This window comes from Mesorhizobium kowhaii, from assembly GCF_003253745.1.
GTDB lineage: Bacteria > Pseudomonadota > Alphaproteobacteria > Rhizobiales > Rhizobiaceae > Mesorhizobium > Mesorhizobium kowhaii.
The window spans coordinates 93,373-106,394 of sequence record NZ_MZXV01000040.1; the positions used below are offsets into that span (position 1 = coordinate 93,373).

Annotated in this window: 15 protein-coding genes; 7 read left to right on the forward strand and 8 right to left on the reverse strand. The window is 62.4% G+C overall.

Annotated elements, in window-relative coordinates:
- Window positions 1-28 precede the first annotated feature (28 nt).
- Complete coding sequence (locus B5V02_RS19490) at window positions 29-673, forward strand: dihydrofolate reductase family protein (RefSeq protein WP_111545753.1); 645 nt, start codon at window positions 29-31, stop codon at window positions 671-673.
- A 64-nt stretch (window positions 674-737) separates the two neighbouring features.
- On the opposite strand, the gene ppk2 is transcribed toward B5V02_RS19490, so the two are convergent.
- Window positions 738-1,658: a polyphosphate kinase 2 gene (gene ppk2, locus B5V02_RS19495; RefSeq protein WP_111545754.1), complete on the reverse strand. Its 921-nt coding sequence runs from the start codon at window positions 1,656-1,658 to the stop codon at window positions 738-740.
- 264 nt (window positions 1,659-1,922) lie between these two features.
- On the opposite strand from ppk2, the gene B5V02_RS19500 reads away from it, so the two are divergent.
- Window positions 1,923-2,966 (forward strand): aldo/keto reductase, encoded by a 1,044-nt coding sequence (locus B5V02_RS19500; protein ID WP_111545755.1) that lies wholly within the window; start codon window positions 1,923-1,925, stop codon window positions 2,964-2,966.
- 144 nt (window positions 2,967-3,110) lie between these two features.
- Here B5V02_RS19500 and B5V02_RS19505 read toward each other — a convergent pair whose 3' ends face one another.
- Window positions 3,111-4,082: a glycosyl transferase family 90 gene (locus B5V02_RS19505; RefSeq protein WP_111545756.1), complete on the reverse strand. Its 972-nt coding sequence runs from the start codon at window positions 4,080-4,082 to the stop codon at window positions 3,111-3,113.
- Window positions 4,083-4,278: 196 nt separating this feature from the next.
- Here B5V02_RS19505 and B5V02_RS19510 point away from each other — a divergent pair, with 196 nt between their 5' ends.
- On the forward strand, window positions 4,279-4,431 hold the full coding sequence (locus B5V02_RS19510) for a hypothetical protein (protein ID WP_111545757.1): 153 nt from the start codon (window positions 4,279-4,281) through the stop codon (window positions 4,429-4,431).
- Window positions 4,432-4,485: 54 nt separating this feature from the next.
- Here the strand turns inward: B5V02_RS19510 and B5V02_RS19515 are convergent, their stop codons facing one another.
- Both B5V02_RS19515 and B5V02_RS19520 read right to left on the reverse strand, forming a co-directional pair.
- On the reverse strand, window positions 4,486-4,719 hold the full coding sequence (locus tag B5V02_RS19515) for a DUF982 domain-containing protein (protein WP_245446028.1): 234 nt from the start codon (window positions 4,717-4,719) through the stop codon (window positions 4,486-4,488).
- A 129-nt stretch (window positions 4,720-4,848) separates the two neighbouring features.
- Window positions 4,849-5,514, reverse strand: a complete 666-nt coding sequence (locus B5V02_RS19520; RefSeq protein ID WP_111545759.1) for a GntR family transcriptional regulator — start codon at window positions 5,512-5,514, stop codon at window positions 4,849-4,851.
- A 183-nt stretch (window positions 5,515-5,697) separates the two neighbouring features.
- Here B5V02_RS19520 and B5V02_RS19525 point away from each other — a divergent pair, with 183 nt between their 5' ends.
- Together B5V02_RS19525 and B5V02_RS19530 are read left to right on the forward strand one after the other, a co-directional pair.
- A complete protein-coding gene (locus tag B5V02_RS19525; RefSeq protein WP_111545760.1) occupies window positions 5,698-6,954 on the forward strand; it encodes a multidrug efflux MFS transporter in 1,257 nt (418 codons plus the stop codon).
- 42 nt (window positions 6,955-6,996) lie between these two features.
- A complete protein-coding gene (locus B5V02_RS19530) occupies window positions 6,997-7,371 on the forward strand; it encodes a DUF423 domain-containing protein (RefSeq protein WP_111545761.1) in 375 nt (124 codons plus the stop codon).
- 15 nt (window positions 7,372-7,386) lie between these two features.
- Here B5V02_RS19530 and B5V02_RS19535 read toward each other — a convergent pair whose 3' ends face one another.
- Both B5V02_RS19535 and B5V02_RS19540 read right to left on the reverse strand, forming a co-directional pair.
- A complete protein-coding gene (locus B5V02_RS19535) occupies window positions 7,387-7,536 on the reverse strand; it encodes a hypothetical protein (RefSeq protein WP_111545762.1) in 150 nt (49 codons plus the stop codon).
- A gap of 62 nt (window positions 7,537-7,598) precedes the next feature.
- The gene (locus B5V02_RS19540) at window positions 7,599-7,742 is read right to left on the reverse strand and encodes a hypothetical protein (RefSeq protein ID WP_111545763.1); all 144 of its coding nucleotides are present in this window, start codon (window positions 7,740-7,742) and stop codon (window positions 7,599-7,601) included.
- A gap of 157 nt (window positions 7,743-7,899) precedes the next feature.
- Here B5V02_RS19540 and B5V02_RS19545 point away from each other — a divergent pair, with 157 nt between their 5' ends.
- Window positions 7,900-8,979 (forward strand): LacI family DNA-binding transcriptional regulator, encoded by a 1,080-nt coding sequence (locus B5V02_RS19545; RefSeq protein ID WP_111545764.1) that lies wholly within the window; start codon window positions 7,900-7,902, stop codon window positions 8,977-8,979.
- 15 nt (window positions 8,980-8,994) lie between these two features.
- Here the strand turns inward: B5V02_RS19545 and B5V02_RS19550 are convergent, their stop codons facing one another.
- The gene (locus tag B5V02_RS19550) at window positions 8,995-10,287 is read right to left on the reverse strand and encodes an OpgC family protein (protein ID WP_111545765.1); all 1,293 of its coding nucleotides are present in this window, start codon (window positions 10,285-10,287) and stop codon (window positions 8,995-8,997) included.
- Between the two features lie 201 nt (window positions 10,288-10,488).
- On the opposite strand from B5V02_RS19550, the gene B5V02_RS19555 reads away from it, so the two are divergent.
- A complete protein-coding gene (locus B5V02_RS19555) occupies window positions 10,489-11,160 on the forward strand; it encodes an alpha/beta hydrolase (RefSeq protein WP_111545766.1) in 672 nt (223 codons plus the stop codon).
- Window positions 11,161-11,429: 269 nt separating this feature from the next.
- Here the strand turns inward: B5V02_RS19555 and sthA are convergent, their stop codons facing one another.
- A complete protein-coding gene (sthA, locus tag B5V02_RS19560; protein ID WP_111545767.1) occupies window positions 11,430-12,818 on the reverse strand; it encodes a Si-specific NAD(P)(+) transhydrogenase in 1,389 nt (462 codons plus the stop codon).
- Between the last annotated feature and the right edge of the window lie 204 nt (window positions 12,819-13,022).

Consider the following 13,022-nt stretch of genomic DNA (forward strand, 5'->3'; position numbering starts at 1 on the left):
ATTACAACTGATTATCGAGGAGGCTCTCATGTCCAAACTTCGAGTCAATGCTTTCAGCCTGTCGCTCGACGGCTATGGCGCTGGTCCCGATCAGGATCTGCAAAATCCGCTCGGTGTTGGCGGGGAAGCCCTGCACAAATGGGCTTTCAGCACCCGCACCTTCCGCAAGATGTTCGGAGAGGAAGGCGGCGCGACCGGCACTGACGAGGATTTTGCGGCGCGCAGCATGGAGAATCTCGGCGCCTGGATCCTCGGCCGCAACATGTTCGGGCCGATCCGGGACGAATGGCCGGATGATAGCTGGAAGGGCTGGTGGGGCAACAACCCGCCCTACCATGTGCCGGTGTTCGTACTGACCCACCACAAGCGGGCATCCTTCACAATGGAAGGCGGCACGACCTTCCACTTCGTCACCGACGGCATCCATTCGGCGCTTGAACAAGCGAAAGCAGCGGCTGATGGCAAGGACGTGCGGGTCGGTGGTGGCGTCGCCACCATCCGGCAATATCTCCAGGAGAAACTGATCGACGAGATGCATCTGGCGATCGCGCCGGTGCTGCTTGGCGCCGGCGAGAACCTTTTTGCCGGCCTGGACATGCCCAAGCTCGGTTACCTCTGCAGCGAGCAAGTTGCCACCCCGCTCGCCACCCACGTGGTCATCAAGCGGGCGTAGATCGCGAAACCCTTGGTGCAGGCCCTTTCTCCCCGTCACTATACGGGGAGAAGGGAACCCTACCTCAGTACTTCTCCGGCACGTAGAGTTCGCGCGGCAGCGTCTGGCGTTCGTACTCGGGATTGAAGACACGCTCGGGCAGCGTGATCTCCTCGTGCGGCACCTCTTCATACGGCATCTGCTTGAGCAAATGGTCGATGCAGTTCAGCCGCGCCCGCTTCTTGTCGTTGCCCTCGACGATGAACCAGGGCGCTTCGGGAATGTTGGTGCGGGCGAAGGTCTCTTCCTTGGCTTTGGTGTACTGTTCCCAACGCACGCGCGACTGCAGGTCCATCGGCGACAGTTTCCACTGCTTCATCGGATCGTGGATGCGCATCAGGAAGCGCATCTGCTGCTCCTCGTCGGTGATCGAGAACCAGTATTTGACCACGGTGACGCCCGAGCGGACCAGCATCCGCTCGAACTCCGGCACGTCGCGGAAGAATTCTTCGACCTGATCGGGCTCGGCAAAACCCATCACCCGTTCAACGCCGGAGCGGTTGTACCAGGAGCGGTCGAACAGCACGATCTCGCCGCCGGCCGGCAGATGCGGCACATAGCGCTGGAAATACCATTGCGACTTCTCGCGCTCGGTCGGCGCCGGAAGGGCGACGACACGGCAGATGCGCGGATTGAGCCGCTGGGTGATGCGCTTGATGACGCCGCCCTTGCCGGCGGAGTCGCGGCCCTCGAAGATCACCACCAGCTTCTTCTTGTGATAGGCGACCCAGGATTGCAGCTTGATCAATTCGGACTGCAATGTGATCAGGTCGCGAAAATACTGCATGCGATCGATCGATGGCGGATGCGAGTTCTTGTAGATCTTGGCGATCTCCATCGACAGTGCCGGCTCCGACATTTCGAGCTCATAGTCCTCGTCGAGCGTGTCGGCGAGCTCGGCTTCAAGCCAGTCCTTGGCGGGAGAATTCTGTCTTAGCTCGGTCATATCAGTTGCTCCGCTTGCAAGCCCTGTCCATCCACGTCCGGCGCCCAAACCCCTGGCCTGCGTCCCGGAGTGGCAACACCTGAGCCGACTTCAATATAGACCGGCAATGACGGTTTTATTGCAGACTGGAGCGAGACTGCCGCCACTGCAAATTCCGCGAGGCATGATCGATCCATCGTCGTGGCATGGCGACAAGCGGTCTAAATTGTCCTACAAATATCTTTCCCCAAAGCCCCCTTCCCCAATGCAATCGCGAGGACTGACATGGAATACCGCACCCTCGGCCGTTCCGGCTTGAAAGTTTCGACACTGACCATGGGCACCATGACCTTCGGCGGTGCCGGCGCGTTTTCGGCTGTCGGCAAAACCGACCTCGACGAGGCGCGCCGGATGATCGACCTTTGCATCGATGCCGGCATCAACGTCATCGACACCGCCAATGTCTATTCGAACGGCATCTCGGAAGAGATCATCGGCGAAGCGCTCGGCGGCAAGCGCAAGGGCGACGTGCTGATCGCCTCCAAGGCGCGGATGCGGATCGGCAACGGTCCCAACGATGAAGGCCTGTCGCGCTATCACCTGATCCGCGAATGCGAGAAAAGCCTGAAGCGGCTGAAGACCGACGTCATCGACATCTACTTCCTGCACGAATGGGATGGCACGACACCGCTCGAGGAAACCATCGCCGCGCTTGATACGCTGGTTGCCCAGGGCAAGGTCCGCTATGTCGGCTGCTCCAACTATTCCGGCTGGCAGGTGATGAAGGCGCTGGGCATCAGCGACAGCCATCACCAGCCGCGCTTTGTCACCCAGCAGATCCACTACACGTTGGAAGCGCGCGAGGCGGAGTATGAATTGCTGCCGATTTCGGTCGATCAGGGGTTGGGCGTGCTGGTCTGGAGCCCGCTTGCCGGCGGATTGCTCTCCGGCAAATACCGCCGCGACAGCCCGACCGCCCGCCAGCTCGCCGGCTGGTCCGAACCGCCGATCCGCGACGAGGACCGGCTCTGGCGGATCGTGGACGTCCTTGTCGAGATCGGCACGCAGCGCGGCGTGTCGGCAGCGCAGGTGGCGCTGGCCTGGCTGCTCGGCCGGCCGGCGGTCAGTTCGCTGGTGATCGGCGGCAGGACCGAAACGCAGTTTCGGGACAACATCGCGGCGGCAAGCCTGGCGCTCACCAGCGAGGAGCGTGACCGCCTCGACGCGGTCAGCCGGCCGCCTTTGCTCTATCCCTACTGGCACCAGCAACTGACGGCAAAGGACCGCTTCGGCGCCGCCGATCTGGTTCTCGATCGCAGCGGCGTGTGAGCACAGGTTTCGATGGCCCGGCGGACGATGCCCGCCGGGCACTTAAAGCGCATCGCCTCGAAACGGAATCATGCGACGCACTTTAAGTCTTTTGTTTATGCATGTCGTAGTCTGAAAACCGGGGCCACTTTTGAGCGACATGCATCAGCCCGTGATATAGCCCCAGACCTCGGGATCAGGCTCGATCTGGCCGCTGAGCACAAAGTATTTGTAGAGCACGAGCAGGGAGATCGCCTGCTCGGCCTTCTCGTTGGCGAATGTCCGGCAATAGGCATTCGCCGCCGCAATGATGCGTTCGGCCGCTGCCGGGTGCTGTTCGAAATAGCGCACCTTTTCGGCAAGGTCGGCGAAATCCGGGTCGAGCGGTACATAGTGGACGTTGGCCTCGAGTTGCTTCTCCCCGAACCATGTCTCGTATGTCGGCGGCAGCATCAGGCAGAGCGAATTCGAATTCATGATCCATTTGAGATTGGTCGCCACGTCATTGCCTTCGAGCGAGACGATGTAGCGATAACGCTGCTGCTGGCTGATGCTGAGAAATGGCTTGCTATACTCGGCCGGCGCGTATGACTTGTGTGAGCCGGCGTCGCAAAACGGCAGATCGCGCACGGCATCCAGAAATCTTGTCCGTATCGGATTGTTGAGATCGCCGCGCCAGACCACGGCCGGGAGCTTGTCGGCGAACGCGGTTGCGTCGGCAGGCATGTGGAAGTGCCGGAACTTGTTGAATTTCAGAATGATCGCATTGCTGTTGTCGGCATGGATCGGCCGATTCTTGACGAGCGACGGCACCTCCGGCACGTCGACAACATCGCCGAATTGCAGGTCGATGAGCAATTTGGGGTCGAAATACCGGGCAATCTCCTTGAGGTCGTAATAGTACATGCTCGGTACGAAGGGCAGATTGTCGATACGCACTGCCGCCGGGCTGGGCGAAAATGCGTCCTGCAGCTTGTTGTAGTAGTTCAACCGCTGGCGAACCGAACCGTCCGCAAGCAGGGATTTTTCGAGGCGACCCGCCAGCCGCCGGCGGAACAGCGCCTGCGGCGCGATATCGCGCGCGACGTTTCGCGCATAATAGAAAACCCTTGCCGTCGTTCGCTGTATGGTGGCCATAGTTCACTTGATCAAAACAAACGCGCAGCTCACGATGCGTTGGCGCCCCGGTCCCCTACACCATTGTGCCGTGCATCTTGCAAGCCCCGGACCATCATCGACGCCAACGGCCGGGCACGATCGCTTCAGCTGTTGTGTTTGACGGCTAATGCTCCTAGGCAGGGTCAGAGCCGCAAGGCAGTGAAAAGGAGCCGATATGGCGCGACCACCAAACTACGATCACGAACGCAAGGAACGCGACCGCCAGAAGGCGGCCAAGAAGGCTGAAAAGCTGGCGGCCAAGGTTGCCGCGCGCGAGCGTTCGAAGCCCGAAGACGAGACTGAAACCGAAACCGAAACGGCAAAGTGACGGCAAAAGGCCCGCGCATGCGGGCCGTGCCTCATTCCAGATTGTCGCCTTGGATCAGGCCGGGGCCTTGTCGCTGACAAAGACGTCCACTTCGCGCGCTGCAGCAATGAAGGCGCGCCTGGCGTTCATCGCCGGCTTGTCGCCGGCCAGCGCATCGTGACAGGCCTGCAGGGCCGCGCGATGCTTGGGGCTGCGCTTGCCGGGCCAGCTGTTGAGCAGGTAATCGGAAGCCTCACGAGCCGTTCGCAAGAGTTGAGTGCTTCCCGCCGAGACTGACTTGACGGTCACGGGTGTTTCAAATCGGTTGTTTTCCATCGCCGCTCTTACGCCATCAGTGCCCGTGAAGCGAGGCCGAAAGTGCACGGCGCGCGCGGACGCCGCCTTTTGCGCAGCGCGTACCTTGCCCTGCACAACGCCCTAAGCAGCGATCACGGCAAAGCCCCTGGCGCGAAGACCACGCCGATCGTTGGCCAGCGACGTCACCAGCCGGTCGCGGCTGCCGACGATGTGGGCCGAAAGCAGGCGCGCGGCCTTATCGGCATCGCCAAGGCGTGCCGCTGCCAGAATGGCGCGATGTTCGGCCCAGGCGCGAGCGAGGGCCGCCTCGTCGCGAACCTCCAGCCAGCGGGCCCGCGACAGACGCGTCATGGCATCGCGGACCGCCCGGAACAGGAATTCATTGCCTGACAGCCGCGCCAGCTCGATGTGAAAATCCATGCCGATACGATGCCATTCCTCGCGCGGCGTGTCGGTGTCGCAGGAGTCGAGCATCGCCTCGATGACATCGACAGCGCTCCGGTCCGCCAAGGCGCATGTCAGGCGAAGGGCTGCAACCTCGACCGCCTCCCGGTAGACGGCGATCTGCTCGAGCTCGGCCAGATTGATGGGCGACACGGTCCAGCCACGGCCGTCCCTGCCGACCAGGCCCTCGGTCTCGAGCCGCAACAGCGCGGCCCTGACCGGGGTTCGCGAGGCGCCGAAGCGGCTTTCGATCCAGCGCTCGGTCAGTTTCTCGCCGGGACCGATCTCGAGGCCCAGGATCATCTGCCGAAGCTGTTTTTCGACGCTCTGCATCTGCGACATTGTCGTCTCCGTTTTCTGGTCATTGCCGGCGATCGGCTTGCTGGCGGCATCTTCCGATCACGTTTGAGAGGGGTCGCATTGACAGCACCCACGCTTGCGTCCATGACGGATACCATCTTGGTATCCCAAAACGGTATCCGCAGCAACCCGCCGACACTGCATTGCTCGGACAGGACATATGACATGCAGAACACGCCCCCGGCGATCGACAGCACCTACAACATCCATTGGCGGCGCAATCTGTTCGTGTGCTTTGCCGGGTCGTTTTCGACGCTTATCGCCATGACGCTGCTTTTGCCGTTCCTGCCGCTCTATATCGAGCAGCTCGGCGCCCAAGGCCACGCGGCGATCGTGCAATGGTCGGGGATCGCCTATGGCGCGACCTTCTTCGCGGCGGCACTGGTCGCACCACTCTGGGGACGTCTAGGCGACCGTTACGGCCGCAAGGTGATGCTGGTTCGCGCCAGCTTCGGCATGGCCATATGTATGTCGCTGACTGGTATGGTGCAGACCGGATGGCAGTTGGTGCTGCTGCGGCTGCTGATCGGTTTTGCCGGCGGTTATTCCTCGGGATCGACCATCCTGGTCGCCATGCAGACGCCAAAGGAGCGTTCCGGCTGGGCACTGGGCCTGCTGTCGGCCGGCATCACCGGTGGGGCACTGGTCGGCCCGCTGGTTGGTGGCGCCCTGCCGCCGCTGATCGGCATCCGCGCCACCTTCCTGTTGTCCGGCAGCGTCATCTTCCTGGCATTCCTGGCGACCACGTTTCTGATCAAGGAGAATCCCCGACCGAAAACGAGAGACGCCGCATCGAAGCAGAAGCAGAAAGGCGGCTGGGCACAAATTCCCGACAAGCGGCCTGTTATCGCGATGCTGGCGACCGGCATGCTGTTGAGTTTCGCCACCATGTCGATCGAACCGATCATCACCGTCTATGTGCAGCAGCTGATCGAAGACCAGAGCCGCGTCACGCTGATCTCGGGCGTCGTCATGTCGGCGGCAGCGCTTGGCGCCATCCTGTCGGCTTCGCGCCTCGGCAAGCTCGCCGACCGCATCGGCCATTGGAATGTCATCATCGGCGCGCTTGCCGTCTCGGCGCTGCTGCTGATCCCGCAGGCCTTCGTCACGCAGAGCTGGCAACTCATCGGCCTGCGCTTCCTGATGGGCCTGGCGCTGGGCGGGCTCTTGCCCTGCATCACCAGCGTCATCCGCCACAATGTTCCCGACGGCGTCGGCGGCAATGTGCTCGGGCTCTCGATCTCCGCCCAATATGTCGGACAGGTCGCCGGCCCCTTGCTTGGCGGTTTTGCCGGTGGCCATTTCGGCATGCGCTCGGTGTTTCTGGGCACATCCGTCTTGATGGCCGGCGGCGCGGTGTATAATTGGCTGGCGCAATCGCGCCGCGAGCAGGACATGCTCGCCAATGCCGGCAAGCCCTGACCGAATCGGGTCGCATGCCTTGAACGTCACGGAGCCCCAGACATGAGCACGGCCGAGCAATCTTACGGCAACAGCGGCCGTATCCTCGTCCTGGCCGGCGGCCTCTGTGGTGCCGCCGGCGTGGCGCTTTCGGCCGCGGCGGCGCATCTGGGCGGGGCCTTTGTCGGCACTGCCGCATCCTTCCTGCTCATGCATGCGCCGGTTTTCCTCGCGACCGGATTGCTTGGCACGAACCGGACGCTGCGCATCGGCAGCCTGATCCTGCTGGTTGGGCTTCTGTTGTTCTGCGGCGATCTGCTGGCCCGCGATTTCCTCGGCTCGCGGCTGTTCCCGCTGTCAGCGCCGATCGGCGGCACCTTGCTCATCGCCGGCTGGCTGGTGATCGCTGGCTCGGCGCGGGTGCGCACGCGTTCCTGATCAGACCGGATCCGATCAATCCTGCCGGCGCTCGGGCTGGACAAGCAATTCGCGATTGTGCCGCCGCAGCCTCGCCAACCGATGCCTCTCCGGCCGTTCGGACGCTGGCGCGATGCCCCAGTAGTTGCGGTAGATGTCTTCGAACAGATAGCTCACGGGATGCATGATATGCGCTCCTTTCAGTATTTGAATCGATCCAATCGACAGGCGCGAAAAAGCAACCCCGATCAGCTCCGCTTGCGCTCCACGAGGAACCGCAGCTCGTGAACCCATGGGCTGGCCCTGTCGCGGCGCTTCTGGGTCGTGGCGGTCGAGCCGATGCTCCAGTCGTTGCGATAGATGTCTTCGAAGAGATAGTTGACGGGATGCATGACACATCTCCCTTTCCTTGAATTGAATCGATCCAATCATATGGGCTGCTGTTTCTTTGGATCGATTCAAATATACACCTCGGCCGACCTTCGATCAAGCCACAATTTGAACCGATCCAACGAAAGTGTTAGATGGAAATGAATTCAGGAGACGAAGATGGCGCCATTGACCTCTGGAAAGACAAGACCGGTCCGGCTGGCAGACATTGCCAAAGCGGCCGGCGTGTCGCACGGCACCGCGTCCAACGTGTTCGCCCGCCCGGAGATCGTGCGCGAGGAGGTCCGCGAACGGGTCAAGGCGGCAGCCGAGGCAATGGGATATGGCGGACCCGACCCAAAAGGCCGACTGCTGCGCGCCGGCAAGGTCAACGCCATCGGTGTCGCGACCGCGGAACCATTGTCCTATTTCTTCGACGATCCTTTCGCCCGGGTGATGATGGCCAGCATCTCGCAGGCCTGTGACGCGACCGGTGCGGGAATCTCGCTGGTTTCCGCCGCCAACAACGAACAGCTCGCCTGGAACATCCAGAGCGCGCTGGTCGATGGCTTCATCGTCTTCTGTGTCGACGGCGGTTCAAGGCTGGTCGAACTGGCGCGTGAACGCAAGCTGCCCTTTGTGGCGCTCGATCTCGATTCAGACGACGACGAGGCGGTCGCGGCGATCGGTGTAGACAACATCGCCGGCGCCGGCCTGGCGGCGCGCCATCTGACCGAACTTGGGCATCGTCGCTTTGCCGTGCTTGCCCTGCCCTGTGCGGACGACGGCTTCGGCCCGACCACGCAGGCGCAAGTGGAGCTGGCGCTCTACTCCGGTACGCGAGACCGCCTGCGTGGCTACTTCGCTGAACTCGCCCGCGTCGACATCGACGTCTCGAAGGTGCCGATCTACGAAACCGTCAATGACGAGGAGAGTGTCTGGGCCGGCCTCGACCATATTTTTGCCGGCGCCGAGACACCGACTGCTATCCTGGCAATGTCGGACAGGATCGCTTTGCATGCACTGGACTGGCTGCGGCAGCATGACATCACTGTACCCGGCGACGTTTCGATCGTCGGCTTCGACGGTGTCCCGGAAGGAGCGGTTTCCAAACCGCCGCTGACCACAATCGTCCAGCCGATCGCCGAGATGGGCCGCCTTGCCGTCAAGGCGATCCTCGAAAACGACGGCACATTCAGTCGGCAATCGCTGCCGGTCGACCTCATGGTGCGGGCCTCATCCGGCCCCTCGCCCGCCTGAGCCGCCTGACGCCTCTCATCGGCCCATTCTTGTTGCCATCGACGACATGCCGAAGGACGCTTGGACGGGCGGTGCGGCGTTGTGAGCCGGCCTGCTTTTCCCGGACCAGCCAAGGCTCGAAAGCCATTCGAGATAGTAGGCAAGCGCAAACTGCATGGCTATGCCGGCGGCAATCAACAGGCTGTCATAGGCAAGCCCGCCCGGGTTGATCTGCTTCAGCACCTGCGCCGTCAGGGCGAGCACCGTGCCGGCAATGAAAACCGGCAGCGATCGTTTGCCCAATATGGCAAGCGGATGATCTCGCCCGGTGCGGAACAGGTTCGAGATGGCGGGGAATGCCACGATCAGGTAGCTCACCGCCAGGATATGCAGCAGCCTCGGCAGTGCCAGGAACGTCTTGTCGAAGCCGGTCAACACGGGAGGCAGGCCCAACCAGGAGATCTGCCCCCAGAGCGGGCTATGCACCCAGACCAGCGCCGTGGCGGTGTAGGCCAAAGCCGCGCCAACCAGCCAGCGATTGACCGGGATGGTGCCGCCGCGACGCACATGCAGCGTGCCTGCCAGGCCGATGTTGAACAGGAACTGCCACGACAGCGGGTTGAGAAACCAGAAGCCGGGCTCGGGATAGTTCGGTGGCGCGATCTGGTAGATCCCCGCGACCAGCCACAGCGCACCGGATGCGACCAGCGCCGGCAATGGCCGGTAGCTGACGAAGAGCAGGAAGACCGGCGCCAGCAAGAGCAGCACTGCATAGACCGGCAGGATGTTGTTGTAGCCGAGCTGGTGGCCAAGCGTCACGATGCCGACCAGCACTTGCGGCGTATTCTTAATCAACGGCTCGATGTTGATCATCGTCAACAGCTCCGGTCGCCTGGCGAACACGGCCGCCGCGCAGAAGATCGCCATCACCACCATAGTGGTGACGATGTGGGCGGCATAGAGCACGCCAGCGCGGCGCCACATCTTCAACGTTGCCAGCAGCCTGTTTCCTGGCTGGAATTTCTTGCCATAGGCGAGCGCGACCGAGACTCCGGAGATCAGCACGAAGACCTCTGCCGCGTCTGAAAAGCCGAAATTCTTGTAGGTCAGATACTCGAAGGCGGTACCCGGCACGTGGTCGACGAAGATGGTCAGCAAAGCGAGAGCGCGAAGCACATCGATGCGCGTGTCGCGCTCCGTGCGATCCGGGACGCGCTCGGTGCGATCCGGTCGCATATCGCGATCCGGGATATGCGTGCCGCGATCCGAGACACGCGTATCGCGGTCTGGGACACGCGTGCCGCGGTCCGGGGAAAGTTGGGTGGTCATCGACAAAAGGCCTCAAAGCTGGTTGTTCATGCCGGCAATGCGACCCCCGGCGCACCGCTTCGATTCCTCCGCAGGAATGATATCGGCGAAGAAACGGACGGTAATGCGCCCGGTTCAATCAACTTTCGCGGAGCTTGAAAATATTGCGTTTTGAAGCCGGCAAACTGACCGGAACCGTCATGAAATCAAAAGGATGAGGCCATGACCGAAGAGACCTCACAAGATGGTGCGTTATTGCGTGATCTCGCCTTCCGCTACCGCCTATACAACCCCGCGGATTCAACTGGCGAATGCTTCTTCCTGCTGCATGGGTCGGGTGTCGACGAGACGACATTGGTGCCGCTGGCACGAGAGATCGCGCCGCACGCCACGCTGATCGCCGTGCGCGGCCGCATCGTCCAGGAGGATGGTTTCCGCTGGTTCGCACGCGTCACGCCGACGCGCTTCGAACAGCAGAGTATCCGCACCGAAACCAACGCCTTTGCAAGCTTCGTCGCTGACGCCGCGACACATCACGGGCTCGATCCCTCTCGCACGACATTCCTCGGCTATTCGAACGGCGCCAATATGGTTTCGAGCCTGATGCTGCTGCATCCGGGCCTTGTCGAACGCGCCGCGCTGCTGCGGCCGATGCCGGTGCTCGACGACGTGCCGGCGACGGATCTGTCAAGCGTGCGGGTGCTGATCGTCGCCGGTGCCGCCGACCTTACCTATGCGCCCTTCGCGCCGGCTCTGGTGACATTGCTCAGCCAGCATGGCGCCGACCTCGACGCCCGGATTGTTCCATCGGGTCATGAGTTCGGCAGTGCCGACGCGGCAATCGTAAGGCAATGGCTGAAGGCAGTGCCGCGCCCATCGCGCAAAGCTGATTGACGGCGGAAGCCATCATCTCGCAGCCATGCGCACTTCCGCTCTCGTAACTGTGCCTGATGGCCGCCAGCCCGATAGTGCGACAGGGCCGAGCGCAGCAGCGGATAAGATTGAGCGGCGGCGTCCAGCGCCTCCCCGGTGTTCGGATCGCTGATTATCAGCCGGGGTTGGTGTGGATCGCCGGTGCCGCGCTCTAGCTGATATGCCTGCCGCTGCTCGCCGCCGACCTGCCGCGGCGGGTACCGGCGCCTGCCTCCGAATGAACTGTCTGCCTACCCTCGCCCCATCCGGTTCCAGGCGTCCAGCCCTGCAATCTTGTAGGCTTCGGCGAGTGTCGGATAGTTGAACGTGTTGTTGACGAAGAAGTCGACGGTGCCGCCGAGATTGATCACCGCCTGGCCAATGTGGATGAGCTCGGTGGCGCCCTCGCCGATGATATGCGCGCCGAGCAGCCGGCGCGTCTCGATCGAGAACAACAGCTTCAGGAAGCCGGTGTTGACGCCCATGATGTGGCCGCGCGAGGTCTCGCGAAAACGCGCCACGCCGACCTCATAGGCGGCCCCACTTTCACGCACCTGCTCCTCGGACTGGCCGACCGTCGAGATTTCCGGCACCGCGTAGATGCCATAGGGAAAGGTTTCGGGTGGCGGCGGCAAGGGCACGCCGAAAGCATGACAGGCCGCCACCCTGCCCTGCTCCATCGAGGTCGAGGCCAGGCTCGGAAAGCCGATGACGTCGCCGGCGGCATAGATGTTGGGCACGCTGGTCTGGAACGTATGCGGATCGACCTTGATTCGCCCCCTTGAGTCGGCGTCGATGCCGACGATATCCAGCCGCAGGCTGCCGACATTGCCGGTGCGACCGGCGGCATAGAGCACCACCTCGGAGCGAATCGTGCGGCCATCGGTCAGTTCGACCTCGGCGGCGTCCGGCTTGGAGCGGATCTCCTTCACCGCACTGCCCAGCCGGATTGTCATGCCGCGATCGCGCATCTGATGGATGAAATCGTCGACGATCTCGCGGTCGACGAAATCGAGAATGGAGTTGCGCGGCTCGACCAGCGTCACCGGCACATCGAGCGCGGAAAAGATCGTCGCATATTCGACGCCGATGACGCCGGCGCCGATCACGGTCAGCGTACGCGGCAGACGATCAAGCTCCAGCATCTCGTCGCTGTCGAAGATTCGGGTCTTGTCGAAGGGCACGTCGCGCGGACGGTGCGGCCTGGTGCCGACCGCGATCAGTGCATTGGCAAAACCAACCTCGCTGTAGTCGTCGGTGTCGGTGGTCAGGCTGACCTTGTTGGGGCCAAGAAACTTCACGTCGGCGCGGGCGCTCTTGACCGTGTTGCGCATGAACTGGTGCTGCAGCACCTCGACCTCGTGGTCGAGCGTCTTGTGCAGGCGCTCGACCAGATCGCCGACCGAAATATCCTGCTTGACCCGGTAACCGCGCCCATAGAAGCCGCGCTCGCGCCAACCGGAGAGATTGAGCACGGTCTCGCGCAGCGTTTTTGATGGAATGGTGCCGGTATGCACCGAAACACCGCCGAGACGCCGGCCACGGTCGACCACCAGCGCCGATTTGCCGAGCTTGGCCGACTGCACCGCAGCGCGCCGCCCCGACGGGCCGCTGCCGATGACCAGCATGTCGTAGTCCATGTTGCCCCGTCCCTCTGCCCCTGGGCGCTTTGTTGCGCCGCAGCAAGCTAATGCCATCCGCGCCGCAAATTCAACCGATTCAGATTGCGTCTCTTACCGCTCATGCCTTGCGCGCCGCAAAAAGCTCGATCTTGATTCCGCCGCGGGCCTTCACCATTTCATTGCTGAGCGGCCCGCACCCTATGTCGGGCCCTGTTACGAGGA

Coding starts and splice junctions, on each gene's coding strand:
- B5V02_RS19540 (WP_111545763.1), bottom strand. CDS start 7,742: ATGCATCCCGTCAACTATCTCTTCGAAGACATCTATCGCAACGACTGG.
- B5V02_RS19530 (WP_111545761.1), top strand. CDS start 6,997: ATGAGCACGGCCGAGCAATCTTACGGCAACAGCGGCCGTATCCTCGTC.
- B5V02_RS19525 (WP_111545760.1), top strand. CDS start 5,698: ATGCAGAACACGCCCCCGGCGATCGACAGCACCTACAACATCCATTGG.
- B5V02_RS19490 (WP_111545753.1), top strand. CDS start 29: ATGTCCAAACTTCGAGTCAATGCTTTCAGCCTGTCGCTCGACGGCTAT.
- B5V02_RS19555 (WP_111545766.1), top strand. CDS start 10,489: ATGACCGAAGAGACCTCACAAGATGGTGCGTTATTGCGTGATCTCGCC.
- B5V02_RS19510 (WP_111545757.1), top strand. CDS start 4,279: ATGGCGCGACCACCAAACTACGATCACGAACGCAAGGAACGCGACCGC.
- B5V02_RS19545 (WP_111545764.1), top strand. CDS start 7,900: ATGGCGCCATTGACCTCTGGAAAGACAAGACCGGTCCGGCTGGCAGAC.
- B5V02_RS19535 (WP_111545762.1), bottom strand. CDS start 7,536: ATGCATCCCGTGAGCTATCTGTTCGAAGACATCTACCGCAACTACTGG.
- B5V02_RS19500 (WP_111545755.1), top strand. CDS start 1,923: ATGGAATACCGCACCCTCGGCCGTTCCGGCTTGAAAGTTTCGACACTG.
- ppk2 (WP_111545754.1), bottom strand. CDS start 1,658: ATGACCGAGCTAAGACAGAATTCTCCCGCCAAGGACTGGCTTGAAGCC.
- B5V02_RS19550 (WP_111545765.1), bottom strand. CDS start 10,287: ATGACCACCCAACTTTCCCCGGACCGCGGCACGCGTGTCCCAGACCGC.
- B5V02_RS19520 (WP_111545759.1), bottom strand. CDS start 5,514: ATGTCGCAGATGCAGAGCGTCGAAAAACAGCTTCGGCAGATGATCCTG.
- sthA (WP_111545767.1), bottom strand. CDS start 12,818: ATGGACTACGACATGCTGGTCATCGGCAGCGGCCCGTCGGGGCGGCGC.
- B5V02_RS19505 (WP_111545756.1), bottom strand. CDS start 4,082: ATGGCCACCATACAGCGAACGACGGCAAGGGTTTTCTATTATGCGCGA.